The sequence below is a fragment of the Actinotignum stranguriae genome, assembly GCF_051265215.1.
Taxonomy (GTDB): domain Bacteria; phylum Actinomycetota; class Actinomycetes; order Actinomycetales; family Actinomycetaceae; genus Actinotignum; species Actinotignum schaalii_C.
Genome location: NZ_JBOZCJ010000001.1, coordinates 181,383 through 197,643, shown reverse-complemented (window position 1 = coordinate 197,643; position 16,261 = coordinate 181,383). Strand labels below are relative to the sequence as shown.

Here is a 16,261-nt window from a genome sequence, read left to right as displayed (position 1 = left end):
CGTGCCATGTTTTGCCCCGCACTGCTACGGGACAATCCGAGTTTCATGATCTTCTTCGCCGTCCAGTGCTTCCCGCAAAGCAGCATCGTGGAAACGTTTGACCTGGCCTTCTTCTGCGGCAATGGCCGGCGGGGTAGCAAAATCAGCATCGAGGCTTTCTAGGCGCCGCGCGGTGACCAGCACGCGCGTATCGAAAGAAGAGAGCGCCGAGTTGTAGTTCTTCACCGCTGAGGTAAGGGAATTCCCGAGCTTTTCCAGGTGGCCAGCCACCACCCGCAGCCGGTCCGTCATTTCCCGGCCCAGCGCAATAATATGCCCGGCTTCTTCGCTCACTTTGCTGGAGGCCCACAGCGTTGCCACGGTGCGTAGCAGCGCTAGCAACGAGGCAGGAGAAGCAGGGACCACCCCGAGGTTCAGGGCATCCTCGAGGAGGGGAGGATCTTCCCGCAGCGCTTCCGCGAGGAGGGATTCCCCCGGGAGGAACATGATGGTGATCCGGGGTGAACCCGGGAAAAGCGCGGGGTAATCTCGTTTGGCTAGCGCGTTCACGTGAGCACGCACCGCCTTGGCGTGCTGTTTGAGAAGATCCTGGCGCCGCGCGATTTCCTCCGCCGTGGTGGCCGGGGCGGCCTGAGCCTGGAGCATCGCGGTGAGGGGAACCTTGGCATCGAGGGGGAGATGAGCGCCGCCGGGCAGGTGGATAATCATATCCGGGCGCGATCCCGCCGCGCGCCCACCGCCCGCGGGCGCGGAAACCTGCTCCGAAAAATCAACGTGGGGGAGCATCCCGGCGGCTTCCACCACCCGGCGCAATTCCACTTCACCCCACATGCCGCGCGCGGAGGTAGAACTGAGCGCCCCGCGCAGCGCCTGGGTGGCTCGCGCCAGATCTTCCTGGGTGCGCGCCGCCGCGCTGAGCTGGGTGCGGATTTCGGTGCGCTGCTCACCTTGGAGAACCTGCACATCCCGAACCCGCTGTTCCATCACCTCAAGCTGCTGGGTAATAGGAGCCAGGGAACGCAAAATATCGTTATCGGTTTTAGCCCGGGCGATGAGCCCGTTATTTTCCTCCTCTAAACGATCCGAACGAGCCTGGGCGGCCGCCAGCTGCGCCCGCGCCGCTCCGGCATCGCGCTGGGCTTCCTCCAGTTGCTGGCGTACCAGTGCCAGCTCCCGGCCCGAAACCGCCCCGCCCGAGCGCACCCGCGCGCTCAAGAACCCCAGGGCGAAACACGCGCATCCCACCGCGATAAGAGCACCTAGAACAATCGAAATATCCATAGCGGTATTCAAACATCCACCTACGACAGAAAAATGGGAGGGAAGCGGGCTGGCGGCGTCGTCGCCCCTTGTTCCCCGCAAAAAACTCTGATAGCTTTCAAAAAGCGGGGTATAACGCAGCTCACATCAGAGTTAGGACGTACGGCTCCGCGGGCGGTGCCGCGAGGAAGCGGCGCCGGGGAGAAAGGAACACCATGTCTACTATCGTCGTGACCGGAATGGGCTCGGGTATTGGCGCTGCTTGCGGGCAGATTCTGGAAGAACGCGGGCATACGCCCGTCGGTGTTGATTTGCGCGGGGCAGAATTTGAAGCGGATCTGTCCACCCCGGAGGGGATTGCGGATGCCGTCGCTCGGGTGGTGGAAAAGTACCCGCAGATTGACGGGGTGATCGCGAATGCGGGCACCCAGAGCAATTCGCCTCTCGATCTCAAGGTGAATTACTTCGGCGCGCGCGATACCGTGCGCGCTTTCCTTCCCTACCTGGAAAAGGCGGAAAACGGGCGCGCGGTCATTACCGCCTCCTGCGCAAGTTTGCAGCCCAGCGATCCCAAGCTCGTGCAGCTGCTCCTCGATGATCAGCGCGAAGAAGCCCTCGCTTACGGCAAGGAGCTGGCTGATCAGGGTCCGATGCAGGGCTACGCCAATTACGCCTCCTCCAAGCGCGCTATTGCCACGTGGGTGCGCCGCGCGGCCGTGAGTGAGGAATTTGCCGGTCGGGGCGTGGGGCTCAATGCGGTGGGGCCGGGCGTGGTTGCCACCCCGATGACGAAGGAACTTCTCTCCACCGAGGAAGGGCGCAAGCAGGCATTCGGTGCGCTACCCGCCCCGTACCACGGCGCCTCGGAAGCTCGCGATATTGCCGACGCACTCGTTTTCTTCGTGACCGGCCTCTCGCGGACCATCACCGGGCAGATTCTCTATATCGACGGCGGCGCGGATGCGATTTTGCGCGGCGAAGATATTTGGCACGCCCCGAAGTCCATGGACGCGCCCGCGCGGTAGCCTCAACGGCCCGGTAGCGTGAACGCCCCGGTAACGCGGTAGCGCAACGCCGCAGCCCGGTAGTGCCGCGCCCGGATTGCGAGTCCGGGGAATAGCAGCCCGCCCTCCTTTCTCTTAGCTAGAATGGAGGGCGTGGCTTTAACAATTGGTATTGCAGGACTTCCCAACGTCGGAAAATCGACCCTATTTAATGCGCTCACGCGCGCAACGGTGCTCGCGGCGAACTACCCCTTCGCGACGATTGAGCCGAATGTGGGCGTGGTGCCCCTCCCTGATGCGCGGCTGACCAAGCTCGCCGAAATTTTCGGGTCGCAGAAAATTCTGCCGGCGACGGTTGATTTTGTGGATATCGCCGGGATTGTGCGCGGGGCCTCCAAGGGGGAGGGCCTGGGCAACCAATTCCTCGCCAATATTCGCGAAGCGGATGCGATTTGCCTGGTCACCCGCGCTTTTGCGGATCCGGACGTGGTTCACGTGGAAGGCCGCGTGGATCCGAAGGATGATATCGAAACGGTCACCACCGAACTCATCCTCGCCGATATGCAAACCCTGGAAAAGGCGATCCCGCGCCTGACCAAGGAAGTGACGGGGAAGAAAACCCCGAAGGAAACGCTCGATGCCGCGCAGCGAGCCTACGCGCTCCTCGAGGCGGGGGAGGTGCTCTCCAACCATGCCGCCGAATTCGACGCCGACACCCTGCGTTCCTTCCAACTCATGACCTCGAAGCCCTTCATCTACGTTTTTAATACCGACGACGACGGCCTCGCTGACACTGCCATGCAGCAGGAACTACGTGACTTTGTGAAACCTGCCCAAGCCATTTTCCTCGACGCTAAATTCGAAGCGGAACTGGTGGAACTCAGCGAAGAAGAAGCCCGGGAAATGCTGGAGGCCACCGGTCAGGAAGAATCCGGCCTGGACCAGCTGGCCCGGGTGGGTTTCGATACCCTCGGCCTGCAAACCTACCTCACGGCCGGCCCCAAAGAAGCCCGCGCCTGGACCATCCACAAGGGCGATACCGCCCCGCAGGCCGCCGGTGTGATCCACACCGATTTCCAGCGCGGCTTCATTAAAGCGGAGGTGGTCTCCTTCGATGACCTGGTGGAATACGGCTCGGTAGCCGCCGCTCGCGAACACGGAAAACTGCGCCAAGAAGGCAAGGACTACGTGATGCAGGACGGCGACGTGGTCGAATTCCGCTTTAATGTGTAGGTAGCGCGCGGGAATGGCCATGAATGTTGATATTGCGTTGCGTCCGGTACGTGAGGGCGACGCCGCAGCTATCGCGGCGGCCTTCGCTTCCCACCCGGATATGATCCGGCAGGGCAATATTACGGATCTGGCCGGTGCCCGCCGCTATATCGCGCGTATTTTGGAGGCCCCGGACTCGCAGCTGGCCTGGGTAATTGCCCGGGACGATAGCGATGAACTCATCGGCATGGTCCGTATCGATGCGGATTGGGATGAGAAAAACGGGTGGTTTTCCTATTGGCTGCACCACGACTACTGGGGGCGTGGGATGATGTCCCGGGCCGCGGCAGCGGTGGCGGATTGGGCTCTGCGTGAGTGCGGCTTGGAGCGCCTGGAACTTGGGCACCGGGTGAATAACCCCGCCTCCGGCGGGGTGGCCCGCGCGGCTGGATTCCTTAAGGAAGGCACCGAACGCGGGAAATTCCTGATCAACGGGCAGCGGATTGACGTTGATCTGTACGGGAGGCTGGCAAGCGATCCGCTGCCGCACTACCGCCCCGTCCCGTTTCGCGGATAACCAGCTCAGAACCTCTTCCCTCAAAAGTGTTTTTCGTTACACTTAAGGAGTTATGAATACCACGACACCTGAAGAATTTTCGGTGACAACTGCGCGGTTGCGGCTTCGGCTGCACCGGCCCGATGATGCGCCGTGGCTGCATAGCATTTACAGCCGCGAAGATGTCACCAGATACCTCATGACCGATGCCTGGAATCCCGAACGGGCGGTCAACGAAGCTGCCCAGCGCGCCCAGGCGCGGGATTTGCGCGGCCCGCAGGCCGCGCTCGCCGTCGTTATCGAACTTGATGCGCAACCCATCGGGGACGTGCGCCTGTGGATGACCGATCCGCAGCACGGCGTCGCGGAAATTGCCACCGTGCTCCACCCGGATTTTCGCGGGCACGGCTATGCTTCGGAGGCCATGCGAGCCATGATTCGCTACGCCTGCCTGGAGTGTGGGGTGCATCGCGTTGCCGCGCAAATGGATGCGCGGGATCGGGTCTGTGAGCTCATGCTCCAGCACGCGGGAATGTATAAGGAAGCGCATATGCGCCAGGATTTCTGGCTCAAAGGGGAGTGGACGGACACCATCGTCTACGCCGTGCTCGCCAGTGATCTGGACGAGGGTGCCGGTGGGGTGGCTGGAAACGGCAGCGCTGCGGAGGGCAGTACTGATCTATGTGCTGAAGCCAATGGCGATGTTGGAGCCGATGCTGAGGCGGGCGATGTTCGCACCGAGCTAAACGGGAGCGCCACATATCCGATTGAAAGGTAAATGAGTGATTGGTAATCTGGGTGTCGCTCACCTCAACGAAAGGACACTTATATGAAGATCGCCATTATTTCCGGATCAATTCGCGAGGGTCAGGCTACCGAGGGTGTGGCCGGTTACGTCGCTCAGCTCGCAGCCCAGCGGGCGGGGGAGGCTACGTACGAACTCGTGAATATCAAGGATTTTGATATTCCGCTGCTCACCAGCCCGGTGGTTCCAGCCGCGGCGAACGGCCAGTACGATCATCCGGCCATCCAGCGCTGGGCCGATACAATCAGCGAATTCGACGCCTTTATTTTCGTGACCCCGGAATACAACCACGGGGTGCCCGGGGCCTTCAAGAACGCGGTGGATGCGCTGGGTGTGGAGTGGATGAATAAGCCGGTTGCTTTCGTGGGGCACGGCTCCATCGGAGGCGTGCGCGCTATCGAGCAATGGCGCCAGATCACGGCTAATTTCAATATGCCCGCCATCCGCTCCGAAGTGAATTTCATGATGTTTGAGGATTGGACGGACGGCGCATTCACCCCGCTGGAACGCCGCGCGGGTGAAGTGGAAGCCGTGCTGAGCGGCCTCGAAAAGCTCACCGCTCAGCTAGCGAAGTAAAAAGCAAGAGGAGCGATCAGAGGACCCACGATGACACGTGCCTGCGCCGCAGCAATATGGCGGACGTGCGATTCCCCACTGGGACAGTTCGCCGTTGCGGCGCAGGCGCATGCTCTCATCGCGGTAGTACTTCCCGGGCGGCCGCGCCCGCAGGCAGTAACCGAACTAGAAGATGGTGAAGATCGGCGCCGGGCGGAGGGGCTCGCCGCGCGGGCCTGCGCCCAGCTCAGCGAATATTTCGCGGGGGAACGCACCTGCTTTACGCTCCCCACCGATCTGGTTCTTACCCGCGGGCCTTTTGCGGCCCGGGTGCAGCGCGCCCTGGCGGAGATTCCCTACGGGCAGACCCGCTCCTATGGCGAGCTTGCCGCCATGTTGGGCAACCCGAGGGCCGTGCGGGCGGTGGGATCGGCGTGCGCGCGTAACCCAATACCTATCGTGCTGCCGTGCCACCGGGTGCTTGCCGCGCGCGGTGGGCTGGGCGGATACGCGGGCGGGCTGGATATGAAAAAGGAGCTGTTGCGCTTGGAAAGCTCCCGCGTGGGCGCGTGCCCGCTCCGCTAGCTCATCAGCCGAGAAGCGGGAGAACCTCCGCAAGATCAGTGATGCGATAATCGGCATCGGCTTCCAGCTCAATACCGGGAGTTTCCAGGAGGGCACCGGCCACGCCAACTTTATGCGCCGTCGTGATATCGATAGGCCGATCCCCAATAGCGAGGGTGCGGGCCCGATCCAAGCTATGCTTGTTGAGCATATGGGTGAACATTGCCGGGTCGGGTTTACGCGGGAAGCCGTCCTCGGGGCAGACCATATCGGCAACCCGGAGATTCAAACCATCCAGGAGAGTGCGGGCACTCGCGCGATCCCGGTGCGTGACCACCACATTAATCCCCGGAACCGCGGCCAGCACCTCATGCACATGCGCCATCGCGGGCGGTGGCGTGATTTTCCACGAGTCTTTCAACTCCTGTTCGCACTTCCGAAACTCCGCTTCCGGAATCCCGAAACGGCGCGATAACTCGGTGATGGCCAGATTGGTGGAGCGGCGGGTCAGGCGCGCAACCTCCAGGAGGGAAACCTCCTGGCCGGAATCAAGAACCACCGCCTGCAAGGTGGCATCCACATGCGGGTAGGTATCCACCATGGTCCCGCCCATATCCCAAATAATGTTGTGGAACATAATCCTCCTCGCCTGGGCGCTGCCGCCGCGGGTATCGGCGCCCCTCGGCGGCACTTACCGGCACGCCTCGGCCGCGCACTCCCTCCAGCCTAGCTAGTCACTGCCCCGGCCTGCCACGGACGTTCGGCGCGGCTACCGATCCCGGCGCTAAAATAAACCAGGTGAGCGACCCTGTGCGCACCCGTGCCCGGGCCGCTCGCGCCGCTAGCATCGGATGAGAGGGACCGCCGTGCAGTATCTTCCCGAGGAATTTCACCTCACCGCCTCGGACCGGGCCACTATGACCGCGGATTTCCAGTATTTCCACGCCAATCCCGAGCTGTCTTTCCAGGAAGTGGAGACTTCGCGCGCGCTCCGGGAACGCCTGGAAGCCATCGAACTTTCCGGTGAGATTACCCGCCAGATCATCCCCGTGACCGATACCGGTTTTGCGTGCGTGCTGCGCAACGGCCCCGGCCCGGTGGTTGGCTACCGCGCGGATATGGACGGCCTACCCGTCGCTGAACGCACCGGCCTCGCCTATGCCTCGCGGGCCACCGGAATTGATGCCTCCGGGAAAAATGTGCCGGTCATGCACGCTTGCGGGCACGATTCCCATATGACGATTGCGCTCGCCCTCGCCCGGGCTTTCGCGGCGCACCCGCAACTGTGGCGCGGCACCATTGTTTTTGTTTTCCAGCCCTCGGAAGAAAACGGCCTGGGGGCACGCGCCATGGTGGAGGCCGGCCTGTGGGAGAAAGCTCCGCGCCCGCAGATCATGTACGGCGGCCACGTGGTGCCGCGCCCGGCCGGCTGGGTCAATCTCTATCCGGGTGGGGTGCTGCCCGGCTCGGACGGTTTCGAAATTATTGTGCACGGGGTGGGCGGGCACGGCTCGCAGCCCCACCGCGCCGTCGACCCTATTGTTATCGGTTCGGCCATCGTCACCCGCCTGCAAACAATCCGTTCCCGCATGACGGATCCGGACCGCAACGCGGTGGTGAGCGTTGGCGTGTTCCAGGCCGGCAGCCAGGACAATATCATTCCGGACACCGCGCGCCTGTGCATTAATACCCGGTTCCGAGACGAGGAAACCCGCGCGATTATCAACACCGGTATCGAGCGGATCGTGCGGGCTGAGGCGCTCGCGGCCGGCGCCCCCGAACCGCTGATCCGCCAGATCCGCCAGGTGGATGCCACCGTGAACGACGACGCCGCTGTTGCAGCCTTGCGTGACGTGATCGGCGCGGAATTCGGGGAGGAAAACCTGGCCAGCGAAACTTTCGGTTTCAGTGAGGATTTCGCGGTGCTCGGCCAGGCCGCTGGCGCACAATCGGTATTCTGGCTGTTCGGTGGTTTTTCACCCGAGCAGCTGAACCCAGCCAGCGGGGAGCCAGCCTCGAATCATTCCCCGGATTTCTATGCCGATCCGGAGCTTTCCCTGGAGCCGGCCTACCGGGTGGGGGCCTGCGCCCTGTATTCCCAGGTGCGGGCGGATAACTAAGCCGGGGCGGAATAACTGAGCCGGGGAGCCGGAGAGTTGCCGGGCGCGTGCCGCTGGCGCGCTACTCCCAGCTCACCGCCGTGCCATCCCATTCCCCGAAACGCACCTGATCGGGGAAGCGGGTGCGCATAACCGCGATGGCTTCCGGATTGGCGTCAATAAGCAGGAAGTGACGGTCCAGTTCGCGCGCCGCGGCCCCGGTGGTGCCCGAGCCGGCAAAGAAATCAAGGACGCGGTCCCCGGGGCGCGAGGACGCGGTGATAATCCGGCGCAGAATCCCGAGTGGTTTTTGGGTGGGGTAGCCGGTTTTTTCTTTTCCGGTGGGGGAGACGATGGTATGCCACCACACGTCCGTGGGAAGTTTGCCGCGCGCTGCCTTTTCCTTGGTAACCAGGCCGGGAGCCATATACGGTTCGCGGTCCACATCTTCCGAATTGAAGTAGTAGCTGGCCGGATTCTTCACGTACACCAAAATCGTGTCATGTTTGGCGGGCCAGCGTTTTTTCGTGCGGGCGCCGTAATCGTAGGCCCAAATAATTTCGTTGAGGAAACACTCCCGCCCGAAAAGCGCATCGAGAAGCACCTTCGCGTAATGCGCCTCCCGGTAGTCCAGATGCAGGTAGAGGGTTCCGGAATCGGTCAGGAGCCGCCAGGCTTCTTCGAGGCGCGGCTCCAGGAAACCCCAATATTCGGCGAAACTATCGTCGTAGCCGAGCACCCGCTCCACGATAGTTTCGTAGCGTTGGCCTTTGAAACCGATCCGATCCCCGGTGGTGGAACGCCGGGTGACCACCGTGGAGCGGCGCTGGGGCCGGCCGGTATTAAAAGGAGGATCGAGGTAAATAAGCTGGAATGATTCGGCCGGTAGGGCCCGGAGTACCGGTAGGTTATCCCCGAACACCACAGCGTCCGTACCCGCATCATTCCACATATATATCCTCACTTTCTTACCGCCGGCCCTCCCGCGTGCGGGCCGGCCACTATTCCTGGAGTGCACGCCCCGCACCCAGTTGTCCGGAATTTCCGGACAACTGGGGAGCCGCGCCGGGCACCCGACTAACACAGCCCAGCGCGCCCGGCTAGTGCAGTCCAACGCGCCGGCTAGCCCAGCAGTGGCGCGCCCACTACGCGTGATTAGCGCAGCCGCGTGCCATCCGCCAATTCGAAGAGCGTGCGCAGCACCGCCCCGTTACTGGAACGCAAACCGCTGTGCTCGTGGGTGGAGGTCACGTACCGGTGAATCCCGGAAAGTAGCGCTCCTGTTTCAAGGGAGAACTCCAGGGGCACATAGGCGTCATTCACGTAAACCGCGGCCGCGCCGCGCGCCCCCGATTCCCGCAAAGCTTCCGGGAAGTAGAGCTGCGGCCACTCCCAGGTGGCCAGTTTTTCAACTACATCTTTCCACGGTTGGAAAGCCGGGACGGTATCTGCCCATTCCGCCCACACGTGCTCGCCGTAGAGGAGCGAGGTATCGGTGCGGAAAGCTTCCGGTTGGGTGCGCTCCGCACTCCAGTTGGTGACCACACCATCCGCGTAGGAAGATTCGTGCAGCACGTAGTAGAGCGGGTTACGCCCATCAAAAGGCATGGCCGCGGCCAGGTCATAACGGAAAGCTGTGGAGGCCGGATCCTTTTCCAGCAGGTAATACAGTTCCCGCCATCCGTTATCCGAACCAAGGAGGTGCCCGAGGGAACGCAGCCGCGAGGGCGAAACAATTTCCCCGGTGGGTAATTCGATGGAACCGCTACCCGCCAGCTCCACCAGCTCCCGCACCTGGTCGCGGTGCGCGGGGAAACGCCGATAGTACTCTTCACTGTGCTCGCGCATCTTTTCCCACGTGAGGGAATAGACATCATCAGCGCTGCGGCGCACGGCGGTAAGCCCGCCGGTGAGGAATGCCTGGTCGATATGTTCGGGCGCTACCGAAAGATAATGCACGGTGGTGAAACCACCGAAGGACTGCCCGAGGAGGTTGATTTTCTCCACCCCGAGTTCTTGGCGCAGCGCCTCGCAATCGCGCACGATGCCATCGGCACGCATATGGCTGAGGTATTCGGCGACCTCCGCGGTGCTTCCGGTGCTGAGAATATCCTCCCCGACGGGTGTGGAGCGGCCCGTGCCGCGTTCATCCACGAACACAACCCGGTAGCGTTCCAGGGCCACGTTCAGCCAGGAGGGCTCCAGCGGGGACAGGCTGGGCCGCCAGGCTTCATAGCCCGGCCCACCCTGCAGATAGAAGAGATAGGGGAGGGATTCCCCGCCCGGGCGAGTGGCGATACGAGCGAATACCTCAATGGTGCGGGTATCTTCCCGATCCGCGGTGAGCGGGACGGTGAGGGTGAGTTCATCGAGGCGAAGCTGCTCGAGATAGTGCGTTGTTGTCGTCATACTAGGAACGCTACCAGGCGCTTCGACATTCTCAGCGGGCGGGAGGCCCACGAGCGTCACTTCGCGCCGTGAGCCTCCCACCAAACCCGTGACCTTCCCGCCCGAGCTGTCATCTACACAATGACCTCGCGGGAAATCTCTACAGTGCGATCCGCCGGGAGGCTCTTCACCCAGGCCGGCGAAGCGGAATGCCGCGCGATGCGAGCGAAAAGCCAGGCTTGCCAGCGGGGCAGCTGCGGGATATCACCGGCACTACCAGAGCCCGCACCGTTACCAGAGCCCGCGCTCTTGCCAGAGTCCGCACCGCCGCTAGCTGCGTCGTCGTTCTTCCCGCGTGCGCGTACCCCCAAGTGACTGAGCACCCACTGGGCCTCGCTCAGCTTCCAGGAACCCCACCCGTATTCGCGCTGCGCCCATTCCAAGTCGGCCGGAATATTGCGGATATCCATGAAGCCGTACCGCATTGTGAGGTGAACAACGCCCTCCACGCGCGGGCTCACCTGCGTGCGGGTAATGCGCTCGGCGCGCTCAATATGGGCTTGCGGGGCTGTTTTGATGGAGAGAATAATAACGTGGTCGCGCATACTGCGATGCAGCTCGGTGGTGGCCCGCAACGCAGCCGGGACCGTGGTGGCCAAGGAATGCGGATAAATAACCGTACCCGGAACTCGCCGCAGCGGGTTTTTCTGCAAGTGCGCCGCGAACTCCGCGAGGGTGCCTTCGGTGCGCGCCCGGGTGGCCGCCACCACTGCCTCCCCGCGCCGCCACGTGAGCATCACCACCATGAGAATGAGGGCGATAAGCAGAGGCAGCCAGCCACCCGTCACCAATTTCGCGGCATTAGCGGCGAAAAGCGGCACTTCTACCACTCCCAACACCACCGCCAGCGCCGCGCTCTGCCACCAGCGCCAGTGCCAGCCGATCACCGTGAGAGCTAGCAGCATCGCGGTGGTGAGAAGGAAATCGGTGGAGACCGCCAGCCCGTAAGCGGAGGACAGCCGCGCCGAATCACGGAAAATCACCACCACGGCCGCCACCGCCGCCACCAGCAGCCCGGTAATATCCGGCAGGTAAATCTGCCCAGCCCCGCTCGCGGAGGTATAACGAATCCGCAGGTGGGGGAGGTATCCGAGCCGGGAAGCCTGGCGGGCAATGGAATAGGTCCCCGCGATCACCGATTGCGAGGCGATGACCGTGGCGCCGGTCGCCAGCAGCATGAGCACCAGGGCCCACTGGGAAGAAACCAGGTGGAAGAACGGATCGGCAATAGCCTCCGGGTGCTCGAGCAGCAGCGCGCCCTGCCCCAGGTAGTTACACACCAGCGCGGGCAGCACCACCGCGAACCACACCGCGGAAATGGGGCGCCGCCCGAAATGGGCGATATCGGCGTAGAGCGCCTCGGCGCCGGTCACCGCGAGTACTACCGCGCCCATGGCGAGGAAACCGATAGCCGGGTGCCCGCCCACAAATATCAGCGCCTGGTGCGGGGAAAGTGCCGCGATAATTTCCGGATGCGCGGCAATATGCGGGAGCGCGATTAGCGCTAGCCCCGTGAACCACAGCAGCATGAAGGGGCCGAAAATCGCGCCCACTCGCCCGGTGCCGTAGCGCTGCATCCAGCCCAGGGTGAGAAGAATCACCAGCGCGATGGGCACGATGAGGGTGGAGGGGAAGGTTGGCAAGGCCACCCGGATACCTTCGATAGCGGAGAGCACTGAAATGGCCGGGGTGATGACGGCGTCGCCGAAAAAGAGCGCCGCCCCGAACATGCCCGCCACCGTGAAAAGCGCCGCGGCGCGCGGCCGCCCACCGCTGAGGGTGCGTAGCAGGGTGGCGAGGGCAATGATGCCGCCTTCGCCGTCGTTATCCGCGCGCAGCACAAGGATGACGTATTTGAAGGACACGATAAGAAGGAGCATCCACACCACCAGGGAAATCACTCCGTAGATCGAGGCGTCCGTGAGCGGAACAGCCCCGCCGTGCACGGTGAAAACCGCGCGCACAACATAGAGCGGACTGGTCCCGATATCGCCGAAAACCACCCCAAGAGCGGCCAAACCAAGACCGGCGCGGGCTAGGGTCCCGCCACGGTGGGCACTGTGTTCCCCACCGTCACGCCGCAGCGACGCAGCGCGAAAAATTCTTGTCATGAGCGGGAATCCTAGCCACCTTCGCTGACGAAAAAGCATCGAAAAGGTCCGGTGTGATGTTCTAGTCACCCGGTGTACCATCGTCCCAGGAAGCTAATCGTTGCGGTGAGGAGTTCAATAACAATGATGGCAATGCACGGTGGCGCCCAGCTCGCCAATAGCGGGGCGCAGGTCCTCGCCTGGGTGGTTATTAGTGTTTTGGTGCTGGCCCTCGGGATTCTGCTGCTGTTCTTGGCGCGCCGCCACGCCGCGCGCGGCACCATGGAGGTCACGCCCGCGGAAGTCGCGGCCGGTGCAGTTTCGGAAAATGATGGGATGGGGAACGACGGCGCAGCTGAGGCCGCCGGCGAACCTGGCAATCACTAGACTGGGAGGCCATGAGCATGTCTGAGTTTGCTGAGTCCACGCCCGATGCCGCGCAGGCGGATACCGCGCTGGAGGGTACCGCGCCAGCGGATCCGGCGCAGGCGCAGGGGAGCACCCCCGCTGATCTCCACGCCCGCGGATACGCGCAATTCATCGCGGCATCCCCGTCCTCGTACCACGCGGCGGCGCAGCTGGCTCAGATTCTGGAAGCCCACGGTTTCACCGAGCAGCGGGAAACGGAAGCCTGGGAGGCGCGCGGGGCGCGCTATGTGCGGCGCGGCGGGGCGCTCATCGCCTGGGTGAGCCCGCGGGGTGCGGGGAACGGCGAACTGGCCCCGTTCCGCATCCTCGGTGCCCATACGGATTCGCCCACTCTCAAACTCAAGCCGGCCGGAACTTCCCGCCACGGGGGCTACACCCAGGTGGATATGGAGGTGTACGGCGGGCCGCTGCTCAATTCGTGGCTCAACCGTGACCTCGGCCTGGCCGGGCGCATCACGGATATGGAGGGCCGGGAATACCTGGTGCGCACCCCGGCGTGCATGGTGATCCCGCAGCTCGCCCCGCATCTTATTTCCGGCAATCGGGATAGCCTGAGCTTGGATCGCCAGCAGCATCTCCACCCGATATTCACCGGGGCGCGCGGGGAAGCCTGCTGCGCCGCGGGCGCGGATTGCGCCGATAACGCCGCGCACGCGGAAGCCGATACCGATAGCGATCTTTTTGAGACCCTGGCGCGCTACGCGAAGCCGGGGTCGGAGGGGCGGGAAGCGCCCGGCGCCGAATGGATCGGCTGGCATGATATTTACGCTTATGACGTTGAGCCGCCGCGGCGCAATGGGATGTACCTATCGGCCGGGCGCCAGGATAATTTGTCCTCCGTATACGCCGGGCTGCGGGCGCTCCTCGACGGAGTGGCGGCCGATGCCGAGCTCCCGTACTTCCCCGTTTTCGCCGCCTTCGATCACGAAGAAGTTGGCTCGGAAACCACCAGCGGAGCCAGCGGGCCCTTCCTGGAAACCGTGCTCGCCCGCATCGCAGAAAGCTTCGGGGTGCGCGGGGATAGCTGGTACCGGTTGCTGGCTCGCTCGGCCTGCATGTCCGCCGATGCCGGTCACGCTCTCAACCCTAATTACGCCGAGTTTTACGATCCGGATTCCGCCCCGCGCGCCGGTGCCGGCCCGCTCATCAAAATGAACGCCCAGCAGCGCTACGCCTCCGACGCGGAATCGGTGACCCTCGCCCTGCGCGCGGCCAGCGATGCCGGCGCCGCCTACCAATTCTTCATTTCCCGCAATTCCATCCCTTGCGGAACCACCATCGGCCCGCTCACCGCCACCCGCCTGGGTATCACCACGGTGGATGTGGGCGTGCCCCTCCTGTCCATGCACTCCGCGCGCGAACTCTCCCACGTGGAAGACCTCTACCAGCTGCGCCGCCTCATCCGCGGTTTCCTCTTCGGTCAGGGCGCGGCCATTCTTCCGGACGTGGATCTTGCGGATCTCGCCGATCTCACGGATAACGGCGGGGGAGCGGGCCCGGGCGTAGAAAGTGAGCGTAATGAGTAGCGTCCCCGTCACGAACGTTGCCTATCTGCTTGATCGCACCGCTTTCGCCAACCCGGATCGCACCTGCTTCTACTACGACGCCACCACCCTGACGGTCGGCGAAGCGCGCGATACCACCTCCCGCCTCGCCCAGCTGTTCGTCCAGGCCGGCGTCTCCCACGGGGACCGCGTCATGATCGTGGCCCATAATTCTCCCTACCACTACCTAGTTGCGGTTGCCTGCGCCCGCATCGGTGCGGTTTTCGTTCCGGTGGACGCCCGCCTCCACCCGGTAGAAATTCAACGCCTCGTCGATTTCGCGGCTCCGCGCGTCCTCATCGCGTGCGCGGAAATAGGCACCGCCGGCGCCTTCACCTCCACCGGCACTCTTATTCATTTTGTTATCGACGACGACGTCCTCGCGCCACCCTTCACTCCCGCCCTCACCAACGGCTATATTGCTTTGAGCGCGGCAACCGGGAGTTTCACCGCTGATTTCGTAGCCGATGGCCCAGCCGGAAATCCCGCCTTTAATACCGAAGGCTACCCGAGCGGAGTGGCCGTCATGATGTTCCGGCCCGCGCCCCCGGAAGCACCCCGCGCCCTCGAACTCACCCACGATAATTTGTGGTGGGCGGACCGTATTTTCCACGATGCACTGGGCTACGGGCGTGATGACATTTTCTTACACAGCGCGCGATGTTCCTCTATTGCCGGCTTCAACGGCGGCACCCTCTTCCACTTCGCGCGCGGGGGCCGCATTGTTATTGCGCGCACTCCCTCCCCGGCCGGGCTGCTGCACCTCATTGAAGAACACCGGGTCACCACCATGTTCGGCACCCCCACCACCTATTCTTTTATGCTCGACGACGACACCTTCCTCACCCGGGACCTTTCCAGCCTCCGGTACGCCTTCGTGGGCGGGGCGGCGGTCCCGCCGGCTCTCATGGGGCGCCTGGATGCGGCGGGTCTCCATCCTCTTAATATGTGGGGGTCTGTGGAAACGGGCGGCGTCGGCCCCTATCTTCCCACCGCTCGGGTAGCGCACAAAGCTGAAACGGTGGGGCGCGCCATGCCCCACGTGGAGATTCGCCTGGTAGAGCCGGGTACCGATAGCCCGGTGGCGCCCGGGGAGATCGGAGAAATGCAACTGCGCGGGCCGAGCATTTCGGCCGGATACTGGCACGGGGATAATTACCAGCGTTCCTCCTTCGCGGGGGAATGGTTCTGCTCTCAGGATCACGCGCGGGTGGATGCGGACGGGTATATCACCCTGGTCGCCCGGGTCACCGATACCATCAAAACCGGGGGAGATACCGTACACCCCGAAGAAATTGAGCGGGTGCTCCACCAGTACCCGGGAGTGCGGGCCGCCCTCGTCACGGGCGTACCCGATCCGGTGTGGGGCCAGGTGGTGGGTGCCGCCATCGTCATGGATTCCCACGAGTCCAGCCCCGAAAATTTCGCCACCCCGGATCCGGCCACCGGCGGTTTCGCGGTGGTGCCCCAAAGCCTGCCTGTGCCCAGCCTCGATCAACTTCGGGCTTTTGCCGCCCAAGCGCTCGCTTCCTTCAAGCTCCCGCGCCTGCTCGTGGTTCTCGATGAGCTTCCGGTGGATGACGACGGGAAAGTATCTCGGGCGCGGTTGCGGGAGCTCTTCGGGCACGGTACCGCAGCGCCGGCTCCTGCGGCGCCGGTAGCTCTCTAAAACAGCCCCGCACGCTTTCAGCCGCG

15 protein-coding genes are annotated in these 16,261 nt (G+C 63.4%); 10 read left to right on the top strand and 5 right to left on the bottom strand.

Translation table 11 applies throughout. The annotated features are described in order from the left end of the window. Nucleotides 1-24: 24 nt before the first annotated feature. Nucleotides 25-1,281, bottom strand: coding sequence for a DNA recombination protein RmuC (locus tag ACRQEG_RS00890; RefSeq protein ID WP_284903798.1), 1,257 nt, complete (start codon nucleotides 1,279-1,281; stop codon nucleotides 25-27). 194 nt (nucleotides 1,282-1,475) lie between these two features. Between ACRQEG_RS00890 and ACRQEG_RS00885 the strand changes: the two genes are divergently transcribed. The 6 genes from ACRQEG_RS00885 to ACRQEG_RS00860 all read left to right on the top strand — a co-directional run bounded on the left by ACRQEG_RS00885 (nucleotide 1,476) and on the right by ACRQEG_RS00860 (nucleotide 5,977). Continuing rightward, a complete protein-coding gene (locus ACRQEG_RS00885; protein ID WP_087070460.1) occupies nucleotides 1,476-2,285 on the top strand; it encodes an SDR family oxidoreductase in 810 nt (269 codons plus the stop codon). Between the two features lie 132 nt (nucleotides 2,286-2,417). Next, nucleotides 2,418-3,497: a redox-regulated ATPase YchF gene (ychF, locus tag ACRQEG_RS00880; RefSeq protein ID WP_284903799.1), complete on the top strand. Its 1,080-nt coding sequence runs from the start codon at nucleotides 2,418-2,420 to the stop codon at nucleotides 3,495-3,497. 13 nt (nucleotides 3,498-3,510) lie between these two features. Continuing rightward, a complete protein-coding gene (locus tag ACRQEG_RS00875; protein WP_284903800.1) occupies nucleotides 3,511-4,053 on the top strand; it encodes a GNAT family N-acetyltransferase in 543 nt (180 codons plus the stop codon). Nucleotides 4,054-4,105: 52 nt separating this feature from the next. After that, nucleotides 4,106-4,810, top strand: coding sequence for a GNAT family N-acetyltransferase (locus tag ACRQEG_RS00870; RefSeq protein ID WP_284903801.1), 705 nt, complete (start codon nucleotides 4,106-4,108; stop codon nucleotides 4,808-4,810). A gap of 51 nt (nucleotides 4,811-4,861) precedes the next feature. Then, the gene (locus ACRQEG_RS00865) at nucleotides 4,862-5,413 is read left to right on the top strand and encodes an NADPH-dependent FMN reductase (RefSeq protein WP_284903803.1); all 552 of its coding nucleotides are present in this window, start codon (nucleotides 4,862-4,864) and stop codon (nucleotides 5,411-5,413) included. A 30-nt stretch (nucleotides 5,414-5,443) separates the two neighbouring features. Continuing rightward, nucleotides 5,444-5,977, top strand: a complete 534-nt coding sequence (locus ACRQEG_RS00860) for a methylated-DNA--[protein]-cysteine S-methyltransferase (protein ID WP_284903805.1) — start codon at nucleotides 5,444-5,446, stop codon at nucleotides 5,975-5,977. Between the two features lie 4 nt (nucleotides 5,978-5,981). Here ACRQEG_RS00860 and ACRQEG_RS00855 read toward each other — a convergent pair whose 3' ends face one another. After that, the gene (locus ACRQEG_RS00855) at nucleotides 5,982-6,593 is read right to left on the bottom strand and encodes an HAD-IA family hydrolase (RefSeq protein WP_284903807.1); all 612 of its coding nucleotides are present in this window, start codon (nucleotides 6,591-6,593) and stop codon (nucleotides 5,982-5,984) included. A gap of 214 nt (nucleotides 6,594-6,807) precedes the next feature. Between ACRQEG_RS00855 and ACRQEG_RS00850 the strand changes: the two genes are divergently transcribed. Further along, the gene (locus ACRQEG_RS00850; RefSeq protein ID WP_435711025.1) at nucleotides 6,808-8,076 is read left to right on the top strand and encodes an amidohydrolase; all 1,269 of its coding nucleotides are present in this window, start codon (nucleotides 6,808-6,810) and stop codon (nucleotides 8,074-8,076) included. Between the two features lie 61 nt (nucleotides 8,077-8,137). Here the strand turns inward: ACRQEG_RS00850 and ACRQEG_RS00845 are convergent, their stop codons facing one another. From ACRQEG_RS00845 to ACRQEG_RS00835, 3 genes are all read right to left on the bottom strand, one after another. Beyond that, a complete protein-coding gene (locus ACRQEG_RS00845; protein WP_284903811.1) occupies nucleotides 8,138-9,007 on the bottom strand; it encodes a DNA-methyltransferase in 870 nt (289 codons plus the stop codon). Between the two features lie 203 nt (nucleotides 9,008-9,210). Continuing rightward, nucleotides 9,211-10,464 (bottom strand): alpha/beta fold hydrolase, encoded by a 1,254-nt coding sequence (locus tag ACRQEG_RS00840; RefSeq protein ID WP_284903814.1) that lies wholly within the window; start codon nucleotides 10,462-10,464, stop codon nucleotides 9,211-9,213. 113 nt (nucleotides 10,465-10,577) lie between these two features. After that, nucleotides 10,578-12,614, bottom strand: coding sequence for a potassium transporter Kup (locus tag ACRQEG_RS00835; RefSeq protein WP_435733750.1), 2,037 nt, complete (start codon nucleotides 12,612-12,614; stop codon nucleotides 10,578-10,580). A gap of 123 nt (nucleotides 12,615-12,737) precedes the next feature. On the opposite strand from ACRQEG_RS00835, the gene ACRQEG_RS00830 reads away from it, so the two are divergent. Genes ACRQEG_RS00830 through ACRQEG_RS00820 form a run of 3 tightly spaced genes read left to right on the top strand, consistent with a single transcriptional unit; the run spans nucleotide 12,738 to nucleotide 16,235 of the window. Continuing rightward, nucleotides 12,738-12,980, top strand: a complete 243-nt coding sequence (locus ACRQEG_RS00830; RefSeq protein ID WP_284889342.1) for a hypothetical protein — start codon at nucleotides 12,738-12,740, stop codon at nucleotides 12,978-12,980. Between the two features lie 17 nt (nucleotides 12,981-12,997). Then, a complete protein-coding gene (locus ACRQEG_RS00825; protein ID WP_320756868.1) occupies nucleotides 12,998-14,548 on the top strand; it encodes a M18 family aminopeptidase in 1,551 nt (516 codons plus the stop codon). Continuing rightward, the gene (locus ACRQEG_RS00820; protein WP_284903818.1) at nucleotides 14,541-16,235 is read left to right on the top strand and encodes a class I adenylate-forming enzyme family protein; all 1,695 of its coding nucleotides are present in this window, start codon (nucleotides 14,541-14,543) and stop codon (nucleotides 16,233-16,235) included. The genes ACRQEG_RS00825 and ACRQEG_RS00820 overlap by 8 nt, the downstream gene beginning before the upstream one ends. Nucleotides 16,236-16,261 lie beyond the last annotated feature (26 nt).

Bases quoted from the DNA above. Each gene is read 5' to 3' on its own strand.
- ACRQEG_RS00850 (WP_435711025.1), top strand. From the start codon at position 6,808: ATGAGAGGGACCGCCGTGCAGTATCTTCCCGAGGAATTTCACCTCACC.
- ACRQEG_RS00825 (WP_320756868.1), top strand. From the start codon at position 12,998: ATGTCTGAGTTTGCTGAGTCCACGCCCGATGCCGCGCAGGCGGATACC.
- ACRQEG_RS00840 (WP_284903814.1), bottom strand. From the start codon at position 10,464: ATGACGACAACAACGCACTATCTCGAGCAGCTTCGCCTCGATGAACTC.
- ACRQEG_RS00860 (WP_284903805.1), top strand. From the start codon at position 5,444: ATGACACGTGCCTGCGCCGCAGCAATATGGCGGACGTGCGATTCCCCA.
- ACRQEG_RS00890 (WP_284903798.1), bottom strand. From the start codon at position 1,281: ATGGATATTTCGATTGTTCTAGGTGCTCTTATCGCGGTGGGATGCGCG.
- ACRQEG_RS00830 (WP_284889342.1), top strand. From the start codon at position 12,738: ATGATGGCAATGCACGGTGGCGCCCAGCTCGCCAATAGCGGGGCGCAG.
- ACRQEG_RS00855 (WP_284903807.1), bottom strand. From the start codon at position 6,593: ATGTTCCACAACATTATTTGGGATATGGGCGGGACCATGGTGGATACC.
- ACRQEG_RS00820 (WP_284903818.1), top strand. From the start codon at position 14,541: ATGAGTAGCGTCCCCGTCACGAACGTTGCCTATCTGCTTGATCGCACC.
- ACRQEG_RS00875 (WP_284903800.1), top strand. From the start codon at position 3,511: ATGGCCATGAATGTTGATATTGCGTTGCGTCCGGTACGTGAGGGCGAC.
- ACRQEG_RS00870 (WP_284903801.1), top strand. From the start codon at position 4,106: ATGAATACCACGACACCTGAAGAATTTTCGGTGACAACTGCGCGGTTG.
- ACRQEG_RS00845 (WP_284903811.1), bottom strand. From the start codon at position 9,007: ATGTGGAATGATGCGGGTACGGACGCTGTGGTGTTCGGGGATAACCTA.
- ACRQEG_RS00865 (WP_284903803.1), top strand. From the start codon at position 4,862: ATGAAGATCGCCATTATTTCCGGATCAATTCGCGAGGGTCAGGCTACC.
- ACRQEG_RS00885 (WP_087070460.1), top strand. From the start codon at position 1,476: ATGTCTACTATCGTCGTGACCGGAATGGGCTCGGGTATTGGCGCTGCT.
- ACRQEG_RS00835 (WP_435733750.1), bottom strand. From the start codon at position 12,614: ATGACAAGAATTTTTCGCGCTGCGTCGCTGCGGCGTGACGGTGGGGAA.